At 41.6% G+C, this 26,740-nt stretch carries 25 protein-coding genes and 1 pseudogene; 10 read left to right on the top strand and 16 right to left on the bottom strand.

Annotated features, from left to right (window positions below; all coding sequences use genetic code 11):
- Positions 1-35 precede the first annotated feature (35 nt).
- Complete coding sequence (gene rfaH / locus PK654_RS04340; protein ID WP_271697866.1) at positions 36-536, bottom strand: transcription/translation regulatory transformer protein RfaH; 501 nt, start codon at positions 534-536, stop codon at positions 36-38.
- A gap of 98 nt (positions 537-634) precedes the next feature.
- Positions 635-1,585 (bottom strand): ferrochelatase, encoded by a 951-nt coding sequence (gene hemH, locus PK654_RS04335; protein WP_271697864.1) that lies wholly within the window; start codon positions 1,583-1,585, stop codon positions 635-637.
- Between the two features lie 207 nt (positions 1,586-1,792).
- On the opposite strand from hemH, the pseudogene PK654_RS04330 reads away from it, so the two are divergent.
- A pseudogene (locus tag PK654_RS04330) lies at positions 1,793-3,115 on the top strand (IS4 family transposase).
- Positions 3,116-3,170: 55 nt separating this feature from the next.
- Here the strand turns inward: PK654_RS04330 and adk are convergent.
- The 7 genes from adk to PK654_RS04295 form a co-directional block, all read right to left on the bottom strand.
- The gene (adk, locus tag PK654_RS04325) at positions 3,171-3,815 is read right to left on the bottom strand and encodes an adenylate kinase (RefSeq protein WP_271697863.1); all 645 of its coding nucleotides are present in this window, start codon (positions 3,813-3,815) and stop codon (positions 3,171-3,173) included.
- 283 nt (positions 3,816-4,098) lie between these two features.
- Complete coding sequence (gene htpG, locus PK654_RS04320) at positions 4,099-6,003, bottom strand: molecular chaperone HtpG (protein ID WP_271697862.1); 1,905 nt, start codon at positions 6,001-6,003, stop codon at positions 4,099-4,101.
- Between the two features lie 262 nt (positions 6,004-6,265).
- Positions 6,266-6,820, bottom strand: a complete 555-nt coding sequence (gene yfcE / locus PK654_RS04315; RefSeq protein ID WP_271697861.1) for a phosphodiesterase — start codon at positions 6,818-6,820, stop codon at positions 6,266-6,268.
- A gap of 124 nt (positions 6,821-6,944) precedes the next feature.
- Complete coding sequence (locus tag PK654_RS04310; protein WP_271697860.1) at positions 6,945-7,346, bottom strand: CBS domain-containing protein; 402 nt, start codon at positions 7,344-7,346, stop codon at positions 6,945-6,947.
- Positions 7,343-7,693 (bottom strand): P-II family nitrogen regulator, encoded by a 351-nt coding sequence (locus tag PK654_RS04305; RefSeq protein ID WP_271697859.1) that lies wholly within the window; start codon positions 7,691-7,693, stop codon positions 7,343-7,345. The genes PK654_RS04310 and PK654_RS04305 overlap by 4 nt, the downstream gene beginning before the upstream one ends.
- The gene (locus tag PK654_RS04300) at positions 7,683-8,477 is read right to left on the bottom strand and encodes a DUF1538 domain-containing protein (protein WP_271697858.1); all 795 of its coding nucleotides are present in this window, start codon (positions 8,475-8,477) and stop codon (positions 7,683-7,685) included. Before PK654_RS04300 ends, PK654_RS04305 begins: the two co-directional genes overlap by 11 nt.
- Entirely contained in the window at positions 8,474-9,208 is a 735-nt protein-coding gene (locus tag PK654_RS04295) for a DUF1538 domain-containing protein (RefSeq protein WP_271697857.1), read from the bottom strand. Before PK654_RS04295 ends, PK654_RS04300 begins: the two co-directional genes overlap by 4 nt.
- 293 nt (positions 9,209-9,501) lie before the next feature.
- Between PK654_RS04295 and PK654_RS04290 the strand changes: the two genes are divergently transcribed.
- The 5 genes from PK654_RS04290 (at position 9,502) to PK654_RS04270 (ending at position 13,993) form a co-directional block, all read left to right on the top strand.
- Positions 9,502-10,428, top strand: coding sequence for a TIGR01777 family oxidoreductase (locus tag PK654_RS04290; protein ID WP_271697856.1), 927 nt, complete (start codon positions 9,502-9,504; stop codon positions 10,426-10,428).
- A gap of 14 nt (positions 10,429-10,442) precedes the next feature.
- The gene (locus PK654_RS04285; protein ID WP_271697854.1) at positions 10,443-11,273 is read left to right on the top strand and encodes an SDR family oxidoreductase; all 831 of its coding nucleotides are present in this window, start codon (positions 10,443-10,445) and stop codon (positions 11,271-11,273) included.
- 320 nt (positions 11,274-11,593) lie between these two features.
- Positions 11,594-12,448 (top strand): co-chaperone YbbN, encoded by an 855-nt coding sequence (locus PK654_RS04280; protein WP_271697852.1) that lies wholly within the window; start codon positions 11,594-11,596, stop codon positions 12,446-12,448.
- Positions 12,449-12,608: 160 nt separating this feature from the next.
- Positions 12,609-13,538 (top strand): SPFH domain-containing protein, encoded by a 930-nt coding sequence (locus PK654_RS04275; RefSeq protein ID WP_271697850.1) that lies wholly within the window; start codon positions 12,609-12,611, stop codon positions 13,536-13,538.
- Positions 13,535-13,993, top strand: coding sequence for an NfeD family protein (locus PK654_RS04270; protein WP_271697849.1), 459 nt, complete (start codon positions 13,535-13,537; stop codon positions 13,991-13,993). The genes PK654_RS04275 and PK654_RS04270 overlap by 4 nt, the downstream gene beginning before the upstream one ends.
- Positions 13,994-14,379: 386 nt before the next feature.
- On the opposite strand, the gene PK654_RS04265 is transcribed toward PK654_RS04270, so the two are convergent.
- The 4 genes from PK654_RS04265 to PK654_RS04250 all read right to left on the bottom strand — a co-directional run bounded on the left by PK654_RS04265 (position 14,380) and on the right by PK654_RS04250 (position 17,709).
- Entirely contained in the window at positions 14,380-14,829 is a 450-nt protein-coding gene (locus tag PK654_RS04265; RefSeq protein ID WP_271697847.1) for a hypothetical protein, read from the bottom strand.
- Positions 14,826-16,169, bottom strand: a complete 1,344-nt coding sequence (locus tag PK654_RS04260; protein WP_271697845.1) for a TcdA/TcdB catalytic glycosyltransferase domain-containing protein — start codon at positions 16,167-16,169, stop codon at positions 14,826-14,828. The genes PK654_RS04265 and PK654_RS04260 overlap by 4 nt, the downstream gene beginning before the upstream one ends.
- Before the next feature lies 1 nt (position 16,170).
- Entirely contained in the window at positions 16,171-16,764 is a 594-nt protein-coding gene (locus PK654_RS04255; protein ID WP_271697844.1) for a hypothetical protein, read from the bottom strand.
- Between the two features lie 279 nt (positions 16,765-17,043).
- Positions 17,044-17,709: a hypothetical protein gene (locus tag PK654_RS04250; protein WP_271697843.1), complete on the bottom strand. Its 666-nt coding sequence runs from the start codon at positions 17,707-17,709 to the stop codon at positions 17,044-17,046.
- A 576-nt stretch (positions 17,710-18,285) separates the two neighbouring features.
- On the opposite strand from PK654_RS04250, the gene PK654_RS04245 reads away from it, so the two are divergent.
- From PK654_RS04245 to PK654_RS04230, 4 genes are all read left to right on the top strand, one after another.
- Positions 18,286-19,527, top strand: a complete 1,242-nt coding sequence (locus PK654_RS04245) for an HlyD family secretion protein (protein ID WP_271697842.1) — start codon at positions 18,286-18,288, stop codon at positions 19,525-19,527.
- A complete protein-coding gene (locus PK654_RS04240; protein ID WP_271697841.1) occupies positions 19,524-21,644 on the top strand; it encodes a peptidase domain-containing ABC transporter in 2,121 nt (706 codons plus the stop codon). The genes PK654_RS04245 and PK654_RS04240 overlap by 4 nt, the downstream gene beginning before the upstream one ends.
- Positions 21,645-22,008: 364 nt before the next feature.
- A complete protein-coding gene (locus tag PK654_RS04235) occupies positions 22,009-22,359 on the top strand; it encodes an NfeD family protein (RefSeq protein ID WP_271698785.1) in 351 nt (116 codons plus the stop codon).
- 104 nt (positions 22,360-22,463) lie between these two features.
- Positions 22,464-23,575 (top strand): IS3 family transposase gene (locus PK654_RS04230; RefSeq protein ID WP_333909662.1). Its coding sequence is split into 2 segments (ribosomal slippage): positions 22,464-22,716 and positions 22,716-23,575, totalling 1,113 coding nucleotides; the frame shifts between segments, so codons are not numbered across the junction.
- A 71-nt stretch (positions 23,576-23,646) separates the two neighbouring features.
- Here PK654_RS04230 and cueR read toward each other — a convergent pair.
- From cueR to ligA, 3 genes are read right to left on the bottom strand one after another with little or no spacing between them, the layout of a single operon-like run.
- Positions 23,647-24,033 carry a Cu(I)-responsive transcriptional regulator gene (gene cueR, locus PK654_RS04225; RefSeq protein ID WP_271697840.1) on the bottom strand — a complete coding sequence of 129 codons (387 nt, stop codon included), beginning with the start codon at positions 24,031-24,033 and terminating at the stop codon, positions 23,647-23,649.
- Positions 24,034-24,048: 15 nt separating this feature from the next.
- Complete coding sequence (locus PK654_RS04220; protein ID WP_271697839.1) at positions 24,049-24,366, bottom strand: SWIM zinc finger family protein; 318 nt, start codon at positions 24,364-24,366, stop codon at positions 24,049-24,051.
- Positions 24,356-26,707, bottom strand: coding sequence for an NAD-dependent DNA ligase LigA (gene ligA, locus PK654_RS04215; protein WP_271697838.1), 2,352 nt, complete (start codon positions 26,705-26,707; stop codon positions 24,356-24,358). Before ligA ends, PK654_RS04220 begins: the two co-directional genes overlap by 11 nt.
- Positions 26,708-26,740: the final 33 nt, after the last annotated feature.

Below are 26,740 nucleotides of genomic sequence, written 5' to 3'. Positions count from 1 at the left end.
AGGCTTTTATCTATTCTGGTTGTAACTGAAAGCAGTTAACCCTGCAACTCAATATCGCTGTTACTTACCCGCACTTCTACCGTCTGGCTAATCAGTTTTATAAGCAGAATCGAGCGCAACTCGCCATCAGCTTCTGAGTATATGGCATCAAGGCCGGCAAACTGACCTTGCTTAATTCTGACCACCTGCCCTTTGTCCGGCAGAGAAGTTACCATAGGTTCGACAGCCTGCTGTTCAACCTGCTTAAGCTCATAGATTAAATCACCCTGAACTTCCTGCGGATAACTACCTTGTCTTACAAAATCCACTACACCCCTGCTGGAACGAACGGTAGTGAATGTTGGGCCGGCTTCATAATCAAACCGGACAAACAGGTAAGAAGAAAACAGCGGCTCAGTCACCACCTTTCTCTTACCTCTTACCAGCTTTTCAACCTGCATTTCCGGGTAGTAGCACTCTACTCCCTGATTCTCCAGATGCATTCTGGCTCTGGCCAGATCGCCTCTCTTACAATAAAGCAAATACCAACGTTTCATAACTCTGTTTTTTTATAATAAATTCGCGTAATGCTAACATTTCCAATACCGATGAAACAGAAATTACTAATAAGCCAGCTTAATCCATCAAGAGATGATTAAAGAAACTCCTTGCATAACCTATCCATCATTTCAATGTGAGCATCATCGTCATTCAAACAATCAATATAATGATAGCTCTCGCCACCCGCATTCAGGTAAATTTCTTTGCATTCCTGTGCTATCTCTTCCAAAGTTTCCAGACAATCTGCTGAAAATGCCGGCGTTATAATATCCAACCGTTTAATACTTTTCTTAGGTAGCTGCTCAAGCGTCTCATCAGTGTAAGGCTTTAGCCACTCTTCACGGCCAAAACGCGACTGATAACTCATGCCCATTTGCTTATCAGACAACCCCAGCTCCTCTGCTAACAGCTGAGTGGTTTTTTCACAATGCTTAGGATAGATATCACCGTTATCAGCATAACGTTGAGGAATGCCGTGGAATGAACAGAGCAGGTAATCCGCCTGACCATGCTTCTGCCAGTGACTACGGATTTTCTCCGCCAGTGCTTTGATATACAAAGGGTGATCGTGATAATTGTTCACGAGCTCAATCTGTGGCGGCTGGCTAATCTGGCTCAAAGCCTTCTCAAGCGCATCTTCTACTGCACCGGTTGTGGTGCCCGAGTACTGCGGATAGAGTGGTAATACGGTAACCTTATCGACTCCCTGCTGCTTCAGCTGCTCAATTCCTGACTGAATACTTGGATTTCCATAAGTCATCCCCAGCGCAACGGGGACTCCCGTCAACTTTTCCAGTTTATCAGCCTGACGTCGGGAGTAGACCATCAGGGGAGAGCCTTCATCCATCCAGATGCTTTTATATAAAGCTGCTACCTTAGGTGAGCGTCTAGGCAGAATAATGAGTTTCAACACAGGTAACCAGATCCAGCGCGAAAGGTCGACCACTCTTTTGTCCTGCAGAAACTCGCCTAAAAACGCTTTCACTGCATCACTGTCCGGCCGGTCAGGTGTTCCTAAATTAACCAGTAAAATCCCATTTTTCATATAGCTACATTTGATTTTGGTAAGGTTGAGCTAGCTTATCCTGTATCCGTTAAGCTGACAAAGGTTTGTTTAAATCCTGTTATTGGAGCAACAAAAAACCCGGCTTATAAGGCCTAATGCTGATCAGTTAAGAAATTTAATAGATCAGTTGAACGATCCTTAAAAGGCTTCAAAATCCGGTATCAAGTAATTGATGCCGGATTTTTTATGTCTATTCAGTCCCTCCTTGATACAACTATTTCCTCTGTAAAAGAGCTCACTTCATTAGACAAGTTGAACTCACTACTCTCTCCTGAGTTGCTTGCACAAGCATTTGAAAAAGCGGGGGTTGCAACTGTACGCAAACGTCGCTTGCCATTGGAGGCTGTGGTTTGGTCAGTTGTAGGAATGGGTTTATTCCGACAAGAATCCGTCTGGGATATAGCCAGTAAACTTGATGTATCTTTGCCTGGAAAACGTCATTTAGTTGCACCAAGCGCATTAGTTCAAGCCCGGCAGAGGCTAGGTGTGGAAGCCATGCAGGAAACATTTCAGGCTCTGGCTGCTCATCACTTTAATAAGCAAAAGTTTGAAGTGTGGCATGGACTTAACCTGCTTGCAGTGGACGGTGTCGTTTTTCGTACCCATGACAATGCCGAAAACCGGGACTTCTTCGGCTCCGATAGCAATAAACAAGGGGAAAACAGTTACCCTCAGGTGCGCATGTGCTGCTTGATGGAGCTATCAAGTCATCTGCTTTTGGACAGTGCCTTCGATGCCAGAAAGATTGGCGAAATGACTCTTGCCGAAAGGCTGATTGAACACGCACCTGATATTCTCACTAACCCTATTTGACAGAGGTTACTATTCACTTGGCCTGTTAAATAGCTGGTCTCAGGCGGGAACAGAAAGGCACTGGATGATACCGGCTAAAAAGGACCTTGTTTACACTGAAGTGCATAAACTCGGAAAAAGAGACAGGCTGGTATCAATCAAAACATCTCCTCAGGCACGAAAAAGTTCTCTGACTTAAATGAAGAATTAATCGTAAGATTAACAAGTTATACCATTGATGGTCAGGAGTATCGTGTTTTAAGCTCGCTGACAGATCCGCTGAAATATCAATATAACGAGCTGGTAGAGCTTTACCAACAGCGTTGGGAAATTGAGCTTGGCTATCGAGAAATAAAACAAACCCTTTTATTGTCTGCCCACACACTAAGAAGTCGAAAGCCAGACATGGTTCGGCAAGAGCTATGGGGAGTACTTGTTGCCTACAATTTGGTTCGTATAGCGATGATCGAAGCTGCTTCAGGCATGGATGATGTTAATCCAAATAGGTTAAGTTTCTCTCACTGCGCGAGACATGTAATGGTTTATCTAACTACTATACCGATCAGTAGTCCGGGTAACCTTCCGAAGCACTATGCTACGCTTCTGGAAACGTTAAGAATGTTTGAATTGCCAGACAAGGTACCAGATAGAAAGTATCCTCGAGTGATGAGGAAAAAACCTAAAAAGTACCCTTACAAAAAATGCCAGTCAGCTTAACTGACTGGCATTAGGCTTATAAGGCCGGGTCTTTCAGCATAAGTGCTACTGACTATTAAGAAAGTGCTTTTTCCAGCTCTGCACTTACTTCAGCAACCTTCTTAGTACCATCAAACTTCAGGTAAGTGGTGTTGCCCTGCTCTGCTTCGTTACCGTAGTAAGAGATAAGAGGAGCAGTTTGCTCATGGTAAACACCAAGGCGCGCGCGTACTGTCTCTTCTTTATCATCATCACGAACTACCAGTGGCTCACCAGTTACGTCGTCTTTGCCTTCTTCTTTCGGCGGATTAAAAGTAACGTGGTAAGTACGACCAGAAGGAAGGTGAGCACGACGACCCGCCATACGCTCTACAATCACATCGTCTGCAACATCAAATTCGATTACGTAGTCTACCGCTACACCCATGTTTTTCAGGCCATCAGCCTGTGGGATAGTGCGTGGGAAACCGTCCAGAAGAAAACCTTTTTCACAATCATCTTGAGCAATACGTTCTTTGATCAAACTCAGGATGATGTCATCAGATACAAGCTGACCAGCGTCAATAACTGATTTTGCTTTCTTACCTAACTCTGTTCCTGCTTTGATAGCAGCACGAAGCATATCACCAGTAGAAATTTGCGGAATACCGTACTTTTCCATGATGAATTGAGCTTGTGTGCCTTTACCTGCACCCGGAGCACCCAGAAGAATGATGCGCATGATATATCCTCTTGTTTTGATATTTATACCGAAGCTCACAGCTGAGCAGAATTTACATCTGCCACGATAAGTTTCGGTATAAGGTTAGATTAAACTTTCAAAAAAATTTTAAAACTCACATTCAGGGTTGAGAGTTTACCACACTTTTAGCGGGGATTGTGCAGATTAAGACTAAAGAAGCACCATTTATCACTAATTATGCAAATACCTTAATAAACCTTAAAGATACTGCAAGATAGCAACAAAATGGTGCTTTTTAGCTTAATTTAGCGACTTAAGGTTATTACACCTTAGTCAAAAGCGAGTTAATTGCGCCCAGGAACTGGCTAGGATCTTCCATTGAGCCACGTTCTGCCAGCATTGCCTGACCAAGCAACAGCTCAACCCAGCGACCGAATGCTTCTTCATCTGCTTCATCCGCCATACGCTTCACAAGCTCATGCTCAGGGTTAATCTCGAAGATGTACTTCACTTCAGGAACATCCTGACCAGCCGCTTCCAGCAACTTAGCCATCTGAGTACCCATTTCGAAATCATCGGTCACAACAACGGCAGGGGTAGAGGCAAGCTTAAAGGTTGTACGAACCTCTTTCACACGGTCACCCAGATAGGTTTGTGTGCGCTCAACAACAGACTTAAACTCTTCTTCCGTCTCTTTCTGCTTCTCTTTATCTGCATCGTCTTCAAACTTGCTCAGATCAAGGCCCGCTTTAGTAATTGACTGGAACTGCTTACCATCGAACTCAGTAAGGTAGTTCATCAGCCACTCATCAATACGATCGTACATCAGAATAACTTCAATGCCTTTTGCCTTAAACTGCTCAAGGTGAGGGCTGTTTTTCGCTGCCGCATAGCTGTCTGCAGTCAGGTAGAAAATCTTATCCTGCTCTTCTTTCATGCGCTCAACATAAGAAGCCAGAGAAACTGTCTGCTCTGAAGTGTCTGACTCTGTCGATGCAAAACGCATCAGGCCGGCAATCTTCTCTTTGTTTGAGAAATCTTCAGCAGGACCTTCTTTCAGCACCTGACCAAACTCTTTCCAGAATGACAGATATTTCTCTTCATCATTCTTAGCCATACGCTCAAGCATAGTAAGTACACGCTTACTACAAGCATTACGTAGAGACTGAGTAACCTTGTTGTCCTGAAGAATTTCACGGGAAACGTTCAGTGGCAGATCATTGGAATCTATCAGGCCACGCACAAAGCGCAGGTAAGTAGGCATAAACTGCTCAGCGTCATCCATAATAAATACGCGCTGAACGTAAAGTTTCAGGCCGCTCTTATGATCGCGGTTCATCATATCCCATGGTGCTTTCGCCGGGATGTAAAGCAGACTGGTGTAGTCGTTCTTACCTTCTACGCGGTTATGGCTCCAAAGTAGCGGATCAGCAAAGTCATGGGAAACATGCTTATAGAACTCTTTATACTCTTCTTCAGAGATATCAGATTTGTTGCGCGTCCACAGAGCCTGAGCCTTGTTGATTTGCTCCCACTTGCCTTCCTCTTTCTCATTGCCTTCTTCATCTTTCTCTTTCGTCCAGATGGAAACAGGAATGCCAATATGGTCAGAGTACTTGCTGATGACATCACGCAGACGCCACTCGGACAGAAACTCTTCACCCTCTTCACGCATATGAAGAATGATATCAGTTCCGCGGCTCTCTTTAGTGATGGACTCAATGGTGTATTCACCTTCACCGGAAGAGTGCCACTGAACAGCTTCATCGGCACCCAGACCAGCAGCACGGGTACGTACTGTTACTGCGTCTGCAACAATAAACGCAGAGTAGAAACCAACACCAAACTGACCAATCAGTTGTGAATCTTTGCTCTGATCTTCAGATAGTTTTGAGAAGAACTCAGCAGTACCTGACTTCGCGATAGTACCCAGATGCTCAATAACATCGTCACGGCTCATACCAATACCGTTATCGGATACGGTCAGCGTTTTCGCTTCTGCATCAAACGACAGCTTCACACCCAGATCAGCATCACCCTGATAGAGTTCAGCATTAGACAGAGCCTGAAAACGCAGCTTATCAGACGCATCCGATGCGTTAGAGATCAGCTCGCGCAGGAAAATTTCTTTGTTTGAGTAAAGTGAGTGGATCATTAAGTGAAGTAGTTGTTTTACTTCAGACTGAAAGCCACGAGTTTCTTTATTTGCTGTAGTTGTCTCGCTCATTTTAACTCCATGAGATTTTGGTTCCGGCAGAATACTCTGCTTGGGCATAAACAATCGCCCTTTTCTGTTGGATATAAATAAGGGTGACAAGCGTGATTTCAAGGCTATAACAGAGAAAAAATTGATCAGCTTACGTTTTTGAGAACCAAACGCCGTACTATGACAGCATTTTCCGGCTGAGATGTAGAGATCAGCATAGGTGCGTGAGGTGCAAAGAGAGTGAGTTAAGAGAAGAGGAGCCGTACAGTGGCTCCCCTGTTTATCAGACGGTTTCTATTCGTACCGAGGCAATAACTTCACCGGAGAAGCTGATGACCTCCAGCTGACTTCCGTTCAGCGTACCATAACTGGCAGGGAATCCCCCTTTAGGAAAGGTTACCGATCCGGGGTTATAGATATACTGTTTGCCCTTTAACTCAGCACAAGGGATATGAGTATGACCATGGGCAATCACATCTCCCCGCTTCAATACAGGCCGGTTATCACTGTTGTAAAGGTGACCATGGGTCAGAAACAGTCGCTGACCACTCTCCATCAATACCCATGAGTAACTTTCCATCATTGGAAAGCTAAGCAACATCTGATCCACTTCGCTGTCACAGTTGCCACGTACCGCAATGATCTGTTCGGCATACTGGTTCAGCAACTCAGCAACTTGCGCAGGCTGATAACCTTCAGGAACCGGATTTCTCGGGCCGTGATTAAGAATGTCCCCCAGCAGAACCAAGTGCTCAGCACCGGAACTACGGAATTTTTCCAGCACTTGTTCTGTTGCGGGAAGAGAACCATGTAAATCAGAGGCAAAAAATAGCTTCATATATCCTCACTTATTTCGCTTTTGCTGATTGTACATCCAAGGGGAAGGGCAGCTCAATCCTGATTGAAGGCAAATCAAGCCGGACAACAGGATTGAGCGTTAGTGTGAAAGCAATCTGAACCGGTTACAGCAGGGCCATTCCGTTTACAACAATATTGTTGTAACTCACCATACCGATAATTTTGCCGTCTTCCACTACAGGAGCACGGCTGACACCAAAGCGTTCAAACAGCCGGGCACAGTACTTCACATTCATGTCCGGGCTTACAGTCAAAGCAGGTTTAGTCATAATTTCGTAAATATTGGTTCGCTCACTGGAGCGGTTTTTCGCCAGCACTTTTTTGGCAATATCATTCATCAGAACAATACCGTACTCGTCGTCTTCATTACGTTTATTAACGACAAGGGCTTTCACCACATGCTCACGCGCCAGTTTGATTCCTTCCTCAACGGTGGTTAATCCATCTACCATCACATAGGAATTTGCCATAACGTCACGGACGCGGATTATACTCTGTTGGCTCATAACTCTTCCTCTACCACTTTAGTTAATGTTTCGACCTGATGCGCAACACCAACGGCATCTTCTATATCTATCTGAATTGCAATACCCTGCCCTGACTGATCATCAAATTCACCAACCTCATTGATGGTCTCCAGTATCTGTCTGGACAAATGTTCCTCTACCACAAACAGCACTACATCACGCTGTACTTCAAGGGTTAAACCGAAGAAGGTGGTTTTCTGGTTAAGACCTTCCCCTCTGGCGTTATTAATGACCGTTGCACCAGTTGCTCCGGCTGAGCGGGCAGCGTCCAGTACGGCATCTGTCTTTGTATCTTCAACAAAGGCTATAAGAAGTTTAAAGCGCATTCTCGCTCTCCTTCGATTTTGATTTTGAGTTCAACCATTGCGTAATCTGAGCGTACGCCATCACTGAAATGATTGGGAATAAACTGGCAAAGGCGATTAAGCCAAATCCATCTATCATGGGGTTTCGTCCCGGAACCGTAGAGGCCAGACCAAGCCCCAGTGCCGTAACCAGAGGTACAGTCACAGTCGAGGTCGTTACTCCTCCTGAATCGTAAGCCAGAGGCACGATCAGCTTAGGCGCGAAATAGGTCTGAATCACCACCACGATATATCCGACAATAATGTAATAGTGAATCGGGTCTCCCACCACAATCCGGTAGCTACCAAGTGAGATCCCGACGGCCACACCGATTGCTACGGCTATTCGCAACCCGTTTACACTGATTGCGCCACCGGAAACCTGATTCGCCTTAATCGCCACCGCAATAAGGGAAGGTTCTGCGATGGTGGTACTAAACCCTATGGCAAAAGCAAACAGATAAACCCAATAGTAATCGATCCAGCTCAGTGACTCGGTCAGGCTATCCTTAAATGAGTAAAGAAAATCCGGCGCAGTAAGCTGCTGAGCCATGGTCTCGCCTAACGGGAACAGTGCCAGATCAAGCCCTATCAGGAATAGTGATAACCCCAGTATCACGTAGAAAAAGCCGAGAATTACCGTAGGCAGGTTGGCGACCGGTTTTCGTAAAATAGCAATCTGGAAGCCAAAAATAATGGTGGCAATTGGCAGCACATCTTTGACAGTCGAGATAAAGGTATCAATAAAAATAGCAGGACTAATCATGTCAACACCATCCCGTATATCATCACGAACATCATTGGCAGCAGGGAGGCAAAAGCGATCAGACCAAACCCGTCCAGCATAGGATTTCGTCCTTTAATGGCAGAAGCCAGCCCGACACCAAGAGCGGTTACCAGTGGCACAGTAATGGTGGAAGTCGTTACCCCGCCTGAATCATAGGCGATACCAATAATATTCTCAGGAGCAAACCATGTCAGGATAACCACACCGACATAGCCGCCGATGATCATAATATGAATCGGCCACCCTTTAATAATACGTACCACCCCCAGCACAATAGCGATGCCGACAGACAAGGCAACAGTAAAACGCAGGCCGTTTGCATAGCCGGACATTTCATCTTCAGTATGGGGAATCATACCGCCTTCAGCGGCAACTTGTGCTGCTTCAGCGGAGACGGCGGTCAGCGCGGGTTCTGCTATGGTGGTTCCGAACCCCAGACAGAATGCAAACAAGATAAGCCAGAAGATGCTGCCTTTACGGGCAAAGGCGTGAGCCATAGACTCACCGATAGGGAACAGCCCCATCTCCAGACCAAATACAAAAAAGGTTAAACCGAGCACGACTAAAATCAGCCCGAACAAGATTGGCAGTATATTTGGTAAGGGCTCCTGCAGAACGACTAACTGGAAAAATCCAATCACGAACACAATAGGAAGCAGATCACGCAGACTTCCTAACATTGCTTTAAATAAAGCAACTAACGCTTTCATTCTCTCTCCCTGAAATATTTCGTATTGTTATCAGTAACTATATGAAATACAGTGACTGAATTCCGCGCTTTTTTACAAAAATGAGATATTTAACATCTTAAATTAGCATAACCTGTACAACCGACACGTTTCCTCTTCGGTTCCCCGTGTTACCAGACATTTTATAGGGTTATCAGCAACTATTTATTCTACTAATCAGAGACTATACTGATAGTTACTTACCACAGAAGGTACATAGTGAACAAAAGTCGTTTAACAGGGTTAAAGTTAAGCCTTTTATACAAGGAGGTATCATGCAGATTCTGCTGACTGGCGGGACAGGCTTTGTAGGTTCTGAGTTGGTTAAATACCTGAGTACGCATCAGATAGTGCTACTGACAAGGGATATATCAGCGGCAAAAAAGAAGCTTTATCATACCGATCTAAGAAACATCACCTATATCGACAGTCTGGATGATTATCAGGACTTCAATCAATTTGATGCCATTATTAATCTGGCTGGTGAACCCATCGCCGGAAAGCGCTGGAGCAACAAGCAGAAAAAGAAAATCTGTCAGAGCCGCTGGGGGATAACAGAAAAACTGGTGGAGCTTATTCACGCCAGTACCGAGCCACCGGAAGTGTTTATCAGTGGTTCTGCCGTGGGTTATTACGGCGATCAGCAGCAGCACCCGTTTGATGAATCGCTGCATGTTTATCACGAAGGCTTTACCCACCACGTCTGTTCCGCCTGGGAATCAATCGCTATTAAAGCTGAATCCGATAAAACCCGTGTCTGTATGCTGAGAACCGGACTGGTTCTGGGGCTTCAGGGGGGCGCACTAAAAGCCATGTTACCGCCATTTCAGTTTGGAATGGGCTCTGTTCTGGGTAAAGGCGATCAGTTTATGCCATGGATTCATATTCAGGATATGGTGCGGGGTATTGTCTATCTGCTTGAAACTCCTCATGCCAAAGGGCATTTCAACTTCAATGCGCCTCACCCGGTTACCAATAAACATTTCAGCCGCACTTTAGCCAGAACCCTGCGCCGGCCTCTGTTTATGGTGACACCCAAATGGCTGTTCACCTTAGCCATGGGTGAAGCCAGTTGCCTGCTGTTTGACAGTATTCACTCTAAGCCCAAACGCCTGACTGAACTCGGTTTTCACTTTAACTACTCAAGGCTGGAGCCGGCCCTTAGCAACCTGTTCCACAACACTAATTACTCGATAAAATAAGAACAAATATAACAATGACACAAAAATCCATACTCATTACCGGCTGCTCTACCGGCATTGGCTACGCCTGCGCCCACGCTCTGCACAACAAAGGTTATCTGGTGATTGCATCCTGCCGATATGCTGAAGATGTCGCCAGACTTCAGCAGGAAGGACTTACTTGTATCCAGTTAGATCTGAGCGACTCTGACAGTATCCGTAACGCAGTGTCGCAAACTATGGAGATCTGCAATGGTAACCTCTACGCACTGTTTAATAATGGTGCTTACGGTCAGGCCGGAGCACTGGAAGATTTACCTGTAGAAGCCCTGAGAGAACAGTTCGAAACCAACCTGTTTGGCTGGCATCAGCTGGTTTGTGAGGTACTTCCCTATATGAGGAAGCAGCAACAGGGACGAATTATTCAGAACAGCTCAGTTCTGGGTTTTGCTGCAATGAAATACCGCGGAGCGTATAACGCCTCTAAATTTGCTCTCGAAGGCTGGACGGATACCCTTCGTCTGGAGCTACACAACAGCAATATCAACATATCCCTGATCCAACCGGGGCCAATTGAAACTCAGTTTCGCGCAACGGCACTGAAAAAATTCCGCCAGTGGATCGATGAAGAAAACAGTGTCCATAGTCAGGCATATCAGCAGCAGATAGACCGCCTGCAGCAAGAAAGCTCTAACAACCGCTTTGTTCTGCCGGCAGAAGCGATCGTAGAACCGCTGCTGCACGCACTGGAGTCTGACAACCCGAAAATACGTTATCCCGTCACAACACCGACCAAGGTGTTTGCCGTGTTACGGCGGATTTTACCGACCAAATGGCTGGACTCTATTCTGCGAAAGGCAGCTTAAGGGCTGTCAGAAAAACTAATATGGCAATATGACACGGTTTGTCATAAAAGCGTCATACAATGTATATACACTCTTCTCCATACTGTAGAGGTGAACTGTACCACCTCATTTTTAGCGCTACATTTGGTGAAGAAGATGACATTAAATCAACTAAACTGGATTGGTATAGGTGTTGCGCTAGTTTTACTGTTATCTCTGTAGCACCTCTGCCATATCAAACATTAAATGCTCCTGAAAAGGGGCATTTTTTGTTTCTGCTCTATTGATTTTTACCCTATAAACCCATACTTAATCAGTACCCTAACCGTTAAGGACTAAGTATGCATTCCGAGTTTATCGTGGAGTTAAATGAGCAGAACTTCCGCCAGACATTAGAACAGTCAGCACAAAAGCCAGTACTTCTCCATTTCTGGGCACCCGCCGTGCCTGAAAGTGCCGATATTATTCCATCACTACAAAATCTGGCTCAGCAATATGCCGGTGCATTTACCCTTGCCCTGCTTAACTGCGAGCAGGAACAGATGATTGCCGGACAGTTTGGTGTACAGGCGCTACCTACCATAGCTCTGTTTGTGAAAGGTCAGCCCGTTGACGGACTTGGCGGCCCTCAGACTCTTGAGGCCATTAGCGCCATGTTAGTTAAACACCTGCCAAGTCAGGACGAACTTGCCATACAGCAGGCACAACTGAAGATTCAGGCTGGTGAACATAGTGAGGCACTTACCCTTCTGGCGGGGCTTTCTGATGAGTTTAAGAATCGTGGTGATATCAAACTGGCGACAGCAGACTGCCTGCTGGAAACTCAGCAATTTGATCAGGCAAAAGTATTGCTGGGTAACATTCCGCTGGAGTATCAGGACAATTACTATAAAGGCTTGGTCGCAAAGCTGGATCTGCATGAACAAGCAGCAGACAGCCCTGAGATTCAGGCACTGGAAAGCCGGTTAAGAGAGACACCTGACGATATCGCAACGGCATGCGAACTAGCCCTGCAGTATCATCAGGTAAACCGCAGTGAGGAAGCGCTGCAACTTCTTTGGGTATTCCTGAGCAGAGATCTAAATGCCCTTGACGGTGAAGTTAAAAAAGCCTTTATGGATATTTTGTCAGCACTAGGGCAAGGCAATGCTGTTGCCGCCAAATACCGCAGAAACCTCTATTCTTTGCTGTACTGATCCAATTTTTGACAGGGGCTTTCCACCAGCCCCTATATTCCCGACTATACTCTTTCCTGTCGAATTAAAAATTGTAACAAAATCATTGCGTTCTCTAACTCAGAGCAATGAAATGTGAGAAAATTCTGACCGCCACTTTTCATCACATAAAGGACTAATCATGACTATTGATGTACTCATTACCATAGGAATTTTGATTTTTGTTGTTGTTGCATTTATCGCTGCAGGAGTGAAAACCGTTCCTCAGGGCAACAACTGGACCATTGAACGATTTGGACGATACACCCATACCCTCAAACCGGGCATTAACCTGATTATTCCGTTTGTGGATAGTGTCGGCTCAAAGATCAATATGATGGAGCGGGTTCTGGATATTCCGGCTCAGGAAGTGATCTCAAAAGATAACGCTAACGTAACCATAGACGCCGTCTGTTTTGTACAGGTTATCGACGCAGCAAAAGCCGCTTATGAGGTAAATGATCTGGAGCACGCGATCCGCAACCTGACCCTGACCAATATACGTACGGTTCTTGGTTCAATGGAGCTGGATGAGATGCTCAGCCAAAGGGATATGATCAACGTTAAGCTGCTGGCTATCGTGGATGAAGCGACCAATCCGTGGGGAGTGAAAGTTACCCGTATCGAAATTAAAGACGTGCAGCCACCGGCAGACCTGACCGCCGCCATGAACGCTCAGATGAAAGCGGAACGTAATAAAAGGGCAGATGTACTGGAAGCGGAAGGTGTCAGACAAGCTGAAATCCTGCGTGCAGAGGGTCATAAGCAGTCAGAGATCCTCCGGGCTGAAGGTGAAAAACAAGCGGCGATCCTGCAAGCTGAAGCCCGTGAGCGTGCTGCTGAAGCAGAAGCCAAAGCGACTGAGATGGTTTCAAACGCCATTGCTCAGGGTGATATGCAGGCGGTAAACTACTTTATTGCGCAGGGCTATACCGAAGCCATTAAATCTATCGGACAGGCAGAAAATGGCAAAATTATTATGCTGCCACTAGAAGCAACCGGACTGATGGGGTCAGTAGCGGGTATTGCTGAAATGTTTAAACAAAGCTCAGATAAAAAGGATAACTCTTGATAGAACTACTACAGCAAGTTAATCACTGGCACTGGATAGCATTCGGCCTGTTTTTGCTGCTGGGTGAGCTGCTGGGAACCGCCGGCTATTTCTTATGGCTGGGCATTTCAGCAGTACTGGTTGGTGCGATTCTGGCAGTGCTCCCTATCGGCTGGCAGCTTCAGTGGGTCTCATTTGCCTCTTTCTCATTGATATCCACCTGGGCATGGTGGCGATATCAGTTTAAGAAAGACAAGAAGTCCGACTCAGAAAGGGAGCTGAACCATAAACAGGCTCAACTGCTGGGTAAAACCGTGCGTCTGGAAGAGGATGTACAGAGAGGCAACTGCCGTATCCGCCTTGGTGACTCCACATGGTCTGCCAGATGCGATCAGGACATTCCGGCAGGTACCATGGTCGTGGTCACTGATGTAAACGGAATAATTCTCACCATAGCGCCGGAATCCAGCAGTTAAGTTGTTCATAACAGTGCTATATATCAAATTCTTAACATGAACTAAGTAACCAGAAACCGATTAAGGCACCACATGAACGATATTTTTTCAGCGTTCATGTGGTGCCTTTTCTGATATCAAACAATAAGCAATTAATCCACCGAGTGACTTCAGCATAAACCCGTGTAAGCTTCTATGCTAGGAGTCCTCTAGCTGGGCAAATCCTTGAACAAAAATGCAGACGTAAAATAAAGTTATCTTACAATAGATTAGAAAAAAGATGCCTCTTAGTATGTACTACTGGCAACCAAAGATAAGTATATTATTCTTAAATTTTCATTTACTCAACTAGCCCGTAGTGTGAAAAATCGAAATGCAAAAACAGCCTATTTAAAGAAATGATACATTTAATAATCTCTATCTCTAATACAATACAATATACCATTACGACTAGACCAAAAACTCATAAAGTCATCACTTAATTCATGTAAAAATGAAGAGTACGGCTCAGTACTTTCAATGTCATTTTTTAATGTGGGCAAATAAATCCTAGCTTGTTCATTTATTGCTTGAAGATTCTTGCTATCAACTATATGTATTATCTCATCCTTCTCTAACGTCCAAGTACCAGAGATTTCAGTCTTAAACTCCAAAACTTCACCACTGTCATCTTTCAAAACAATAGTATAAATAACTTCATGAAAAGATGAGTTATTGTATTGTGTTTTACTAAATACTGCACTATTAGCGCCATCATTGTAACAAGTCCAGTCGGCAAAAATTCTCTCTTGTTCATAATTTTTTGCACAAACTGAAAAAGATAAAATAGTAGCTATAACTATAGTTAAAGTTTTCATTGAGGCATCCATGAAGAATTAATATGCTTTAAAGTAAACATAGTTTGGTCACTATAGCATAAATTAAAATCGTTTATACGAAATGCATACGATATTGAGTCAGGAAGGATAGTCTCATCTAATTTTGCCACCTTATATGCACAACCTAATAACACTTCTAATATTAATGAAGGACCTGTCAAAATCAAGGTCGCTTCATCTTTATCGTCAAATCCATCGTGTCTATAGTTTGACAACCTTTTATAATAGGTGTTACTTTGTTTTTTAATTTTCGTTAAGTCTAAAGAAATAATTCCATTCCTTTCGCAATATGTATATCTCCTTCTAATTTCTCTTAATATCAATCTAATAATTTTAGATTTTTCATGACATGCAATAATGTTGTTATTAAACTCAAGTAATGCATTCTTTGAGGCTGAAATACTAATTAGTGACTTATGAACTAAAGGTAATTCTGGAGCAATAAAGTTCACGTCACCATCTAATAAGGTTTTGTTAATCTCTGGTATTAATTGTGGGGATAAGCCCATAAGCAATGACTTACAATAATCAAGTTTGTCATCACCTACATTCTTGCAATATCGATTACGTAATGTAAGGTTATAACTCACATAAACATCGAGAATGTTCATTATTGACTTAGGGATACTGTATTTACGCTGAAAATACTTATAATCAAAGTTTATACTTGGCAAGGTATCAACATCCACGTAAACACCACCATAATTCCACAAAATTAATAATCGGACAATGTCACTTGCAGCAGCAAAGTTTCCTCTCAATATTGTCTCATACAAAAAATATTTCCGTTCTTTCCTATTTTCAAAAATAGTATAATCTGGAAAAATATCTACTACAGTGAAATGCTGTTCAAGTTCTGATTTTTTGGATAAATATTCAGCTTCTATTACATCAAGTCGACATTTTAAGTCAGGCAAATATTGGTCAATGTATGAAACTATTGCATCGTCCAAAGTAACTAAATTTTGAGAAACTGAAAACTTATAAAGAACATCTTGTGCTTTGAGATGACTAATATTATATCGAGCACTTATCATGTCAAGGAGCTCATTTCTAATAGAGCTGTACTTAGTAGAGCTATCTATCCATAAAATGATACTAGCTCCAAGCTCTTTCCATATAAATAGATATTCCAAATTTTCATCATTTATACTTCCCAACCAAATAAAATGGTAGTAATTAGGTACTATACCATCTTCTTCCAACCCAATTTTAGAACCACTATTTCTCTCGTCAATATATTCTAAAATATCTTCCATTTTATCCATAAGTAAATAATCATCAAACAAGTATATACAATCTATAAAAGATAGCTTCATTTTATAAATCTCTTATTTTTCTTTGTAACTCTATTTTTCTTATAAGGAACCCCCTCCATCTACGAAGTTGCTCCGAGTTGTTCGCGTATATTTTGTCGCCACATTTCTGACGGCCAGATAAAGTATTAGGATCTGAGTAAAAACCCGATAACATCCCTTCTGATGAGTTTTCATTCATGATACTTCTATAGTTACCGCAGCTATAGGCATGCGCAATTCTTGGGCCAGAGTTAACCTTATTACTATATTCTTTTTCATGCCCAGCTAAAGCTAAGTGACCAAGCTCATGTTCCATTGTATATATGCCAGCTCTCATGGATATCAGTGCAATTCTATTTGCAACATATGGATACGTATAACCAATATTTTCATCATTTAAATCATCATAAATTACAACCACAAACTTATTTAGCTTTGTTATATGCTCTTTTTTTTGTTCAATAGGCATTCTACTTAACAACCGATCGTATAGCAGCGCATAGCCCTTACCGCTAGATGGTACTTCTCCCAAGTTGAGATATTCAATTCTCGTAATCTTACGAGATAAATTTATGCAGGTTCGGCTTAAAACATCATTAGAGGCTTTAATGAACAATTCAATTCTATTATTTATGAATTCTTCGTTATAATTATTCAGTGTTTTTTTGTCTATAAAAAAAGTAACTTCTGTTTCAATAATATTTTTGCCATCAGTACACTTTGGATATATTAACTCACTATTTTCATTTATATAGTAGTAAACACTATAGAAAAAAAATAAATAACATTATCAAAAAAACAAACTTCTTCATGAAAATTCCATAGTAAAGAGATAATAAGAATATAACTTCAATAAAGGTATAGTAATACCTTTATTGAAGTTATAATATATTATTTATTGATTAACCCACAACTTGCTCCAATCCTTCTGCTCACAGAACAACCCTATTAGATAACAAGTTGGTTCAAAAGTTAGTCGAATCAATTTTCCTATCAAAGACCCTTTCTCGCGCATTTTCATTTTATATGCCAACTCATATGCACGATACTTAGCAATAGGCAGCATGATCTTTTCAAAGAAAGACCTCTTTCGCATAAGTTCAACATATGGAATGGCCCAATAATGATATCCTTTCACTGTAATCTTTGATAAATATCGTTCGGTGAACTCCAAGTCCGCTCGCCATACGTCTCGTTCAAGCATCCCCTTCTTATAGAAATAAGTACATATAACTCGGCTACTGCCGCTGCCACCGCTATTGCTGCTACTACTAGCACGCGAATTGCAGCCATGACGATTTTTACTATCATTTACCTTAGCCTTAGTTTGAGACTCCTTATCAGAAGCCTCGTGAAGCTCAGATGCTCCGGCTGCACACCCATCACAAATACTGCGATCATTAACTTTTGAACCCTTTCCCGGATTAAGTGCTTCGCAGATTTTACCATTTAGTTTGTCAGATAGTTCTTTAGTTTTTGGATCGATTCCTTTACCACCGACTACTAACTCCAAGTCACTTGGATCCAACGTCTGAACTTTCGAACATATTACTTTTTTCATGTTTCTATCCTACTTTAGCCTAGTTAAAAAATAACCATCACTTTACAAACAGCTCTAGTATTTGAATATAAAGCTCAATACTTCCTAAGCTACAAATATATTATTTCTTAATTAACACCCCCTAACTCATTCTCATTAAAAATATATAAAACCCTATTAAGAACCTCTAGACCTCTAATGTGTAGCTTAATGTACCTCAAATCATTTATAATATTTGGATAACACATCACAAAGGGGAATCAACTTAAGAAAATACAGCAAAAGATATAGTAAAGTAGATTAACAAAACATATTAAACATGGATTTAATAAGATTACAATATAGAAGAGGAGAATAATATCTTTTACTGAATTACTGTTATTTAAAGTAAGTGACACTTGATTTATGGTAATATCATGAGCTAGTTTAAAATACGGCAAATGCCAAAAATATAATTTCAAAAACTATATGACACGATTAAGATATAAATTATTTATGTATAGCATAGCTTATACTTTCATTATTTTGGCCATCCACTAAATACTGAAAACGCCATATTAATTAATAAGTTAATATAACATTTCATATGGAGATAACATGATATTTAGAAAAGAAGTTTTCAAAGCTAGAGTGAGTAGAATATCTGGAGATGTCGTGTTATCTAACCCAATATCATTTTACGTGGCTGTATTTTTTATTTTATTTATATTCTCTGTAGTATCCATATATCTAACTCAATCTACCTACTCTAGAAAAGAGAATGTAAAAGGGTATTTAATACCGAAAAAAGGCTTGATCAAAGTTTATTCAGAGCGTTCAGGAGTTATTGATAAAATTCTAGTATCAGAAGGGGACTTTGTTGTTAAAGGGCAAGCCATAGTAAAGATTAGAAATAGTGAAACTTTATCTACCGGAATAGATCTATTTATTATTATAAGTAAGGAAATAAAAAATCAACTACGTGAACTTGAAATCGAACTTGCAATTAATAAAAAGTTATCACTAGAGAAATTGCATCAAATAGAACACCAAATTATTCAGAAAAAAGATAATCTAGAATTATTGAAGAAAGCCAGAGCCACTAGCAATAGAAAAATTAAGTTAAAAAAAGAAAAACTAGAGAATGAAACAACCTTGAGTAAAAAAGGTTATCTCTCAAAAGTTCAACTTAACATCGCACAAGAAGAATATTTAGATGCTTTAGAGAGTATTGACAGATTAGAAATAGAAATAAATGCAGTTAATATTGATATATCATCTTTGAAATCAGAAATGAATTCTATTCCCGATCAAGAACTTCTAACACTCACAGGAATCAATCGAAAAAAATCAGAGTTGAATGCAAAATTAGTAGATCTAAATAGTAGATATAACTTCATAAAAATAGCTCCAGAGTCCGGAGTTGTTTCAGCTATTCAATTAGATCCAGGTACTAGAGTAAATGCTAACTCCCCTATTCTCAGTATTATTCCCGCTAACTCCACTTTGGAAATAGAACTACTTTTACCAACTAAATCTGCAGGTTTTGTAAAATCTGGTGATCCGATTCAAATTCGCTTTGATGCTTTCCCGTACCAAAAGTTTGGCTTAGCGAGAGGAGAAATAATAAGTATAGATCAGGCTTTGGTACTTCCTAGCGATAAAATTTTTCCTATAAAATTTGATGAAGCCATGTATAGAGTAAGGGCAAAAATTTTTAATCAGTCAGTTATTGCCTATGGAAAAAAGTTTCCACTGAAAGTTGGAATGATCGCCGACGTAGATATAATTTTAGAAAAACGGACATTACTAGAGTGGTTACTTGATCCTATTTATTCAGTAAAAGGCAAGCTAGGATGAATTACCAAAAAGTAAAACTCAAAGTTGTGAAGCCAATAAATCCACTGGAATTACTCAATTTCACGGGAAGAAAGCGAGTTCCGTTAATATTACAATCTGAAGTTGCAGAGTGTGGTTTAGCTTCTCTAGCGATGGTTTCATCATATTATGGTTATCAAATAAATATCTCAACTATTAGAAAGTACTCCGTAACTGGCTTTCAAGGCATGAGCCTCAAACAGCTCATGGAAGTATCTACTAAGCTTCACTTAACTCCACGTGCTGTCAAATGCGATTTTGATTCAGTATCCAAATTAAACTTACCTTGTGTAATACATTGGGATTTAGATCATTTCGTAGTATTAACCAAGGTAACTAACAGCAGTTTTTTCATCAATGATCCCGCTATTGGAAAACGTAAGCTAACGTATCGTCAGTTTAGTGACTCATATACTGGTGTAGCTTTAGAGCTCACACTTACATCAGATTTTAAAAAGAAAGATGTCCGTCAAAAAATGCAGATCAGTCATCTTTGGGAGAAAATAATTGGATTGAAACGCACTTTATCTCTCCTTTTTCTTCTCTCTATAATGCTCCAATTTATAGCATTGCTGTCACCATACTATATGCAAATGGTTATTGACAACGTTCTTCTTAGCAATGATAAAGCATTGCTTATAGTATTAGCTATAGGATACTTTATTCTAGTCGTAATACAGATAATTATAAGTTCTGCGAGAAGTTGGCTAACTATCAGGCTTAACAGCTGTATGAACATACAAATGGGTGCTAACTTGTTTAACCATTTGATGCGGCTTTCACTTGGTTACTTTGAAAAGCGTCATATTGGTGATGTTGTATCAAGATTTAGCTCATTGAACTCTATTCGTGATTTACTTACAACTGGCATTATAGAGACTATCATTGACGGATTAGTTGCTATTGTTGTCTTAGTAATGATGTATTTTTATAGTCCCATATTATCAGGACTTGTATCAGTTATTGTTATTATTTCATTTCTCATTCAATTACTGTTTTTTTATCCTAATAGGCGCATTGTTGAAGAATCAATTGTTGCTTCCGCAAAGGAAGACTCAGCCTTTTTGGAGTCAATTCGAGCAATTCAACCAATAAAGTTGTTTAGCCATGAGACAACACGGCAGAACACATGGTTAAATAGATATGCAGAAGTTATCAACGCTGATATTAGGCTGGGAAGGTTAAATATCACAGAAGGAGCAATATCCAGACTAATTTGGGGATTAGAAGCAACTTTAGTTATTTATCTAGGAGCACTGTCTGTAATGGAAGGTTCTCTTACAGTTGGTATGATGTTAGCATTTATCGCTTATAAGGGCCAGTTCACATCAAGTATGACAGCGTTTTTAGATAAAATAATTGCTTTTAAGTTACTCTCGCTGCATTTAGAACGCATATCCGATATTACTTTGGAGAAAAAGGAAAAATATAACTCTAGTATAATGCTACCAAGGGAAATAAAGGGCCACATAAAGGTTGAAAATTTATCTTTCAGATATACTGATAGCGGCGAGTGGATTTTGAAAGATGTGAACATAGAAATAAAAGCCGGTGAAAGTGTCGTCATAATAGGTTCATCTGGGTGTGGAAAAAGTACATTGATGAAGATTATTCTTGGTCTATTAAAACCAACATCAGGAAAAGTTTTTCTTGATAGTATTGACGTTAGTCAATTATCACTGAGTGAGTACAGAGGAAGTTTTGGTGCTGTTATGCAAGATGATAAGCTTCTTTCAGGCACGTTATCAGAGAGCTTAACTATGTTTGACTCGAATTATGATGAGAAACACCTAATTGAAAGTTGTAAAAATGCTTGCATTTGGGAGGATATACAGCACCTCCCTATGAAACTACACTCCTTGATTGGTGATATGGGTAGTTATTTTTCGGGAGGGCAATTACAGCGTTTGTATCTTGCTAGAGCACTGTATAAAAAACCTAAAATATTGTGTTTAGACGAATCAACGAGCCACTTAGACCAAAGAAATGAAATGGCAATTAATGATAATATGAGAAAATTATTTATGACCAAAATATTAATTGCTCATCGAAAAGAAACCATTGATTCTGCCGAACGCATTATTAACCTGGATAATTGATTAATTTTTCACATAGGGCATATGCGTGATCACTCGAAATAAGACTCTTTATGTATATGTATATGTATATGTGTAAGTCGTAAACTATTATCTGTCTCTACAACAAATCAACTAGTAAAAGTGTAATTAATTACTAATTGTGGAGTTAAACTTAATTTTTCTAAGAGAAAACTTATGAAAGAACACCAGAAACAATACTATTACTGCGAAGTCTGTAGAAAATTTACTGACCACGCTTCAGTTTCTCAGAATACACCTGAAGTACCACAAACATTCACATTAAGTCAGTCTTTTTTATTCAGGACAATTCGTCTCCTTATTGATATTTTTACAATGAACTCGACAGGTGTCGGTAGTGGATATAATGGCAATGCTGAAGAGACATATACATGTAAAGAATGTGGTAATTCATCAATATCTTAAAATTCCTTCATATAATGTTCTTGAATTATTATTATGCATAAAGCAGCCTCTTTCTCTGTTCGCTAGAAACAAAAAATCGGACTCAGAAAGGGAACTGAACCAGAAGCAGGCTCAACTGCTGGGTAAAACCGTGCGTCTGGAAAAGGATGTACAGAGAGGCAACTGCCGTATCCGCCTTGGTGACTCCCTATGGTCAGCCAGATGCGACGAAGATATTCCGGCAGGTACCATGGTAGTGGTCACTGATGTAAACGGAATTGTCCTCACCATAGCACCGGAGCCCAACCGTTAAATAATGCACTCAGTGCTACTCATCAAATTGTAACCCTCCCCAAAATACTGGCCGCTAGCAATTAGAGCTTTTCCGTTTACACTGAAAGAAACGGAGAACGCATGATGAAAAGATCGCGCTACACTGAGACACAAATCGTCAAGATATTGAAGGAAGTGGAAGCTGGCCGAAAGGTCAACGAAGTTTGTCGTGAATACGGTATTTCTGATGCCACTTACTATAACTGGAAATCCAAGTACGGCGGTATGGAAGCCTCTGATATCAAACGCCTGAAAGAGCTTGAAGATGAAAACAGAAGGCTTAAACAGATGTTTGCCGACCTTAGTCTGGAGCACCGTATCGTCAAAGATATTTTGGAAAAAAAGCTATAAAGCCAGCGGTCAAACGCGAACTGGTCGAGTATGTTCGCAAGCAGTTTCAGGTCAGTTTAAAAATGGCCTGCCGCGCAGTTGGCATCAGTGATTCCGTGTATCGATACAAGCCTGACCCACACAGAGATGACGAAGTCATAGCGAAGCTTCAGGAAGCCGTAGAACGTTATCCTGCGTATGGCTTCGGCAAGTTGTTTAAAGTTCTCAGACGATGGGGGTATCCATGGAATCACAAGCGAGTTTACCGCATTTACTGCTCACTCAAGCTGAACATGAGACGTAAAGGAAAAAAGCGGCTACCTAAACGAGAACCGGCGCCATTGGTGTGTCCGGAGTGGATAAACAGTTGCTGGTCTATCGACTTCATGAGTGACGCTTTGGCCTGTGGCAGACGATTTCGCACCTTTAATGTTGTGGATGACTTTAATCGTGAAGTACTCGCCATCGAAGTGGATTTAAACCTGCCAGCTCCTAGGGTTGTACGTGTGCTTGAGCGCATCATCGCTTGGCGGGGCGTGCCTGCAAAACTGAGAATGGACAATGGGCCAGAATTTATCTCAACCACGCTAGCTGGCTGGGCTGATGAACACGATATCGAGCTTGAGTTTATACGGCCTGGAAAGCCCACTGAAAACTCCTATATCGAACGTTTTAACCGCACTTATCGAACAGAGATACTGAATATGTACCTGTTCAAAACGCTCAGCGAAGTTCGGGAGCTGACAGAAAACTGGATGAGAGAATACAACGAAGAACGCCCCCATGACTCACTAAATGATCTGACGCCATGGGAGTATTTAGCAAGACACGAAAGCAGGAAAAACTCTAACGTGCCGTGCCATTAAAACAGGGAAGGTTACAAAATGATAAAAAAGCCACAGTCTCCTGTGGCTTTTCTGATTTCAGGGCGAAAACATTACGATGTTAAGTCATCAATAATGGGGCAGTCAGAGCCGGCATTACCGGGGCATTTCATCACCCACTCTTCCAGTTGCTGTTTTATCTCATTCAGCTCTGTCAGTTTGGCATTAACTTCATCCAGCTTTTCTCTTGCCTTTGCTTTCACTTCAGCGCTGCTCCTTTCAGGATCATTAGCAAAGTTCACCAGAGACTTACATTCATCAAGGGTAAAACCGACCCGCTTTGCCCGGGCAATCACCAACAGCTCGTCGATATGTTTACGTGAGTAAATCCGGTAGCCGTTCTCCGATCTTAACGGGGCTGAGATCAGTCCCTTCTCTTCATAAAGACGAATCGACTTGGCAGATAGCTGAGTCTGTTTTGATACCTGACTAATTTTCATAACCAGAACTTTATCCTATTTCCCACTCATAAGCTTTGCTAACGATTTTTTGGTCTTATCTAATTTGGACTTAGCCTGCTTCAGCTCTTTTTCCTGTAATGAATAATCTGCAACAAGAGAAGAATAGCCGCTGTTGTTTAAGCAGTTAGACAGCTCAGACTCAGTAGAAATAACTTCCTGTAAAATTTGAACTTTATGTTTACACAACTTACCAAAAATACCAGCTTGGCAATCACAAGTAACTTTAACTACTGATGTTTCGCTACTCTCGATTACAACTTTATACGGTTGCTTCGCAGATCCTTGAATAAAAAACTCATTATTACTTATCACCAAAAACTCCCCAGAGATCATCTTCAGTCCACACAGGTACATTCAATTCTTCAGCTTTTTTAAGCTTGCTTCCAGCTTTTTCTCCGGCAACTAGAATATCAGTATTCTTCGAGACACTACCTGTCACCTTCGCTCCAGACTGCTCTAATAAACTTTTAATTTCGTTTCTCTTCATCTGAGTAAATGAGCCTGTAATGACCATTGTTTTACCTGAGACTTCAGCTACATGGCTTTCATTTGACTCTTCTACCTCTATTCGCTCACTATTCCAATGTACGCCGAGTGAAAGTAACCTTTTTTCTAAATTTAATAACCTAACTGCATTGTTCTCATACTTAAGGTAACTTTGAATACCATTCCGAGCTGTAGTACTCAAACCAGATACAGATATAAAATCAATATATTCGGCAGATACTAATGACTCAAACGAAGAGAAGTATTTAGATAAATTCTTAGCAGCAATATCTCCTACGCCCAAGATACTCAAAGCCTTAAGGTAATGACTCATCACCGACTTTTCTTGTAACTTTTGACTGATGCCTTTCTCTTCTGGACTAATAGTAAGTTGTTCGTACAAATCAGAAACATACTCCATGTTTTTGTTGTCCGTAAAATAATCAACCAACTCACCCGCTACTTCTACACCAACATCGGGAATAAGCATGAATGTCTCTTTTGGACATTTAACTATATTGCTTAAGCATCCTAAGTACTTGACTAACGATTTAGCAGTAGCTTCACCAACTTCCTGAATTCCTAAGCTAAGAATCAGGCGTTCTAATGAAATTTCTTTTTTATTCTGAATTGAAAAATATGTATTTTGTGCGGACAGTTCAGCGAATCCTTCCAGCCCAAGAAAATCATTTTCTTTTAACCTAAATAAATCTGCTGGCGTCTTAATTAAGTTACGCTGAACCAGTTGAATGATGACTTTTTCACCCAACCCATCCATATCAAAACATTTTTTAGACACAAAGTAGCTCAAGGATTGGATTAGTTGAGCTTGGCAAGCTAATCCACCAGTACACTTACTAGTTGCTTGCTCAATTTGATGACTCTTGGTTTTTAAGCTCTTTTCCTTAACAACACGCTCTACACTGGAAGAACAGACCGGACATTGCTCAGGAAACTTAATCTCCCTTGCGTCTTCTGGTCTTCTCTCGTTAACCACTGCGACGATTTGCGGGATCACATCACCTGCACGGCGGATAATCACCGTATCACCAATCATGATACCCAGACGCTCTATTTCATCGGCATTGTGCAAAGTTGCGTTACTTACGGTAACACCGCCGACAAAAACAGGCTCAAGCTTGGCAACCGGAGTAATGGCACCGGTTCTGCCGACCTGAAACTCAACATCATTCAGCAGAGTGATCTCTTCCTGCGCAGGGAACTTATAGGCAATAGCCCAGCGCGGTGCACGGGCAACAAAACCCAGTTGCTCCTGAACGGCAATATCATCAACCTTAATCACCACCCCATCGATCTCATAGGCCAGCTCTTCCCTGCGGTTCATAATGTCCTGATAGTAAGCTTTTACTTCGTCCAGAGAGTTCAGCAGGCGGGTTTCCGCACACATAGGTAAGCCCCAGCTTTTAAGCTGCAGGAAACGGTGATAGTGGCTGCTGTTCAGCTCGCCGCCCTGAACAACGCCCACACTGTAGGCGTAAAAATCCAACGGTCGTTTTGCAGTAATTCTGGAATCAAGCTGGCGCAGGCTGCCTGCAGCAGCGTTTCTCGGGTTTACAAAGGTTTTTTCGCCTTTCTTCTGCGCTCTCTCATTAAGCGCATCAAAACCGGCCTTAGGCATAAACACTTCACCACGAACCTCGATCCGCTGTGGCCAGCCTTCACCCTGAAGCTTAAGGGGAATAGATTTTATGGTTCTGACGTTTTCAGTGATATTTTCACCGGTAGCACCATCACCACGGGTAGCCGCCTGTACCAAAATACCATCAACATACAACAGGCTAACGGCCAGACCGTCCAGCTTAGGTTCGCAGCAGTAGCTTTTAATTGAGCCACCAGCCATTCTGTCCAGCATGCGCTTCTGAAATGCATCCAGCTCATCGTCATCAAAGGCGTTATCCAGCGATAGCATAGGAATTTCATGGGTTACCTGAGTAAAGCCATCCAGCGGCTTGCCACCAACACGCTGGCTGGGAGAGTCCGCTGAAACCAGTTCAGGGTGCTGCGCTTCTATCGCCAACAACTCCTTCATCAGCCTGTCATATTCAGCATCAGGTATGGTCGGGTTATCCTCGACGTAGTACTTAACACCATGTTCATGAAGGGTCTGTTTTAGCTGTTCAAGCTGCTGTTGTATCGACTGAGACATATCTAAAAATTGTTCCTGATAACTAAAAAGGGC

Origin of the sequence: Vibrio sp. SCSIO 43137 (assembly GCF_028201475.1) — a bacterium.
In the GTDB taxonomy this organism is placed as follows: Bacteria; Pseudomonadota; Gammaproteobacteria; order Enterobacterales; family Vibrionaceae; genus Vibrio.
The sequence above is the reverse complement of the archived record's forward strand: the minus strand, read 5'-3'. Positions and strand labels throughout refer to the sequence as shown.

Excerpts from the sequence above, each read along its gene's own strand:
- PK654_RS04285 (WP_271697854.1), top strand. The coding sequence starts at position 10,443 with ATGACACAAAAATCCATACTCATTACCGGCTGCTCTACCGGCATTGGC.
- yfcE (WP_271697861.1), bottom strand. The coding sequence starts at position 6,820 with ATGAAGCTATTTTTTGCCTCTGATTTACATGGTTCTCTTCCCGCAACA.
- adk (WP_271697863.1), bottom strand. The coding sequence starts at position 3,815 with ATGCGCATCATTCTTCTGGGTGCTCCGGGTGCAGGTAAAGGCACACAA.
- PK654_RS04250 (WP_271697843.1), bottom strand. The coding sequence starts at position 17,709 with ATGAAAAAAGTAATATGTTCGAAAGTTCAGACGTTGGATCCAAGTGAC.
- PK654_RS04280 (WP_271697852.1), top strand. The coding sequence starts at position 11,594 with ATGCATTCCGAGTTTATCGTGGAGTTAAATGAGCAGAACTTCCGCCAG.
- rfaH (WP_271697866.1), bottom strand. The coding sequence starts at position 536 with ATGAAACGTTGGTATTTGCTTTATTGTAAGAGAGGCGATCTGGCCAGA.
- PK654_RS04305 (WP_271697859.1), bottom strand. The coding sequence starts at position 7,693 with ATGCGCTTTAAACTTCTTATAGCCTTTGTTGAAGATACAAAGACAGAT.
- cueR (WP_271697840.1), bottom strand. The coding sequence starts at position 24,033 with ATGAAAATTAGTCAGGTATCAAAACAGACTCAGCTATCTGCCAAGTCG.
- PK654_RS04290 (WP_271697856.1), top strand. The coding sequence starts at position 9,502 with ATGCAGATTCTGCTGACTGGCGGGACAGGCTTTGTAGGTTCTGAGTTG.
- PK654_RS04235 (WP_271698785.1), top strand. The coding sequence starts at position 22,009 with ATGGCAATGCTGAAGAGACATATACATGTAAAGAATGTGGTAATTCAT.
- PK654_RS04240 (WP_271697841.1), top strand. The coding sequence starts at position 19,524 with ATGAATTACCAAAAAGTAAAACTCAAAGTTGTGAAGCCAATAAATCCA.
- PK654_RS04260 (WP_271697845.1), bottom strand. The coding sequence starts at position 16,169 with ATGAAGCTATCTTTTATAGATTGTATATACTTGTTTGATGATTATTTA.
- PK654_RS04245 (WP_271697842.1), top strand. The coding sequence starts at position 18,286 with ATGATATTTAGAAAAGAAGTTTTCAAAGCTAGAGTGAGTAGAATATCT.
- PK654_RS04310 (WP_271697860.1), bottom strand. The coding sequence starts at position 7,346 with ATGAGCCAACAGAGTATAATCCGCGTCCGTGACGTTATGGCAAATTCC.
- PK654_RS04300 (WP_271697858.1), bottom strand. The coding sequence starts at position 8,477 with ATGATTAGTCCTGCTATTTTTATTGATACCTTTATCTCGACTGTCAAA.
- PK654_RS04265 (WP_271697847.1), bottom strand. The coding sequence starts at position 14,829 with ATGAAAACTTTAACTATAGTTATAGCTACTATTTTATCTTTTTCAGTT.
- PK654_RS04275 (WP_271697850.1), top strand. The coding sequence starts at position 12,609 with ATGACTATTGATGTACTCATTACCATAGGAATTTTGATTTTTGTTGTT.
- ligA (WP_271697838.1), bottom strand. The coding sequence starts at position 26,707 with ATGTCTCAGTCGATACAACAGCAGCTTGAACAGCTAAAACAGACCCTT.
- hemH (WP_271697864.1), bottom strand. The coding sequence starts at position 1,585 with ATGAAAAATGGGATTTTACTGGTTAATTTAGGAACACCTGACCGGCCG.
- htpG (WP_271697862.1), bottom strand. The coding sequence starts at position 6,003 with ATGAGCGAGACAACTACAGCAAATAAAGAAACTCGTGGCTTTCAGTCT.
- PK654_RS04295 (WP_271697857.1), bottom strand. The coding sequence starts at position 9,208 with ATGAAAGCGTTAGTTGCTTTATTTAAAGCAATGTTAGGAAGTCTGCGT.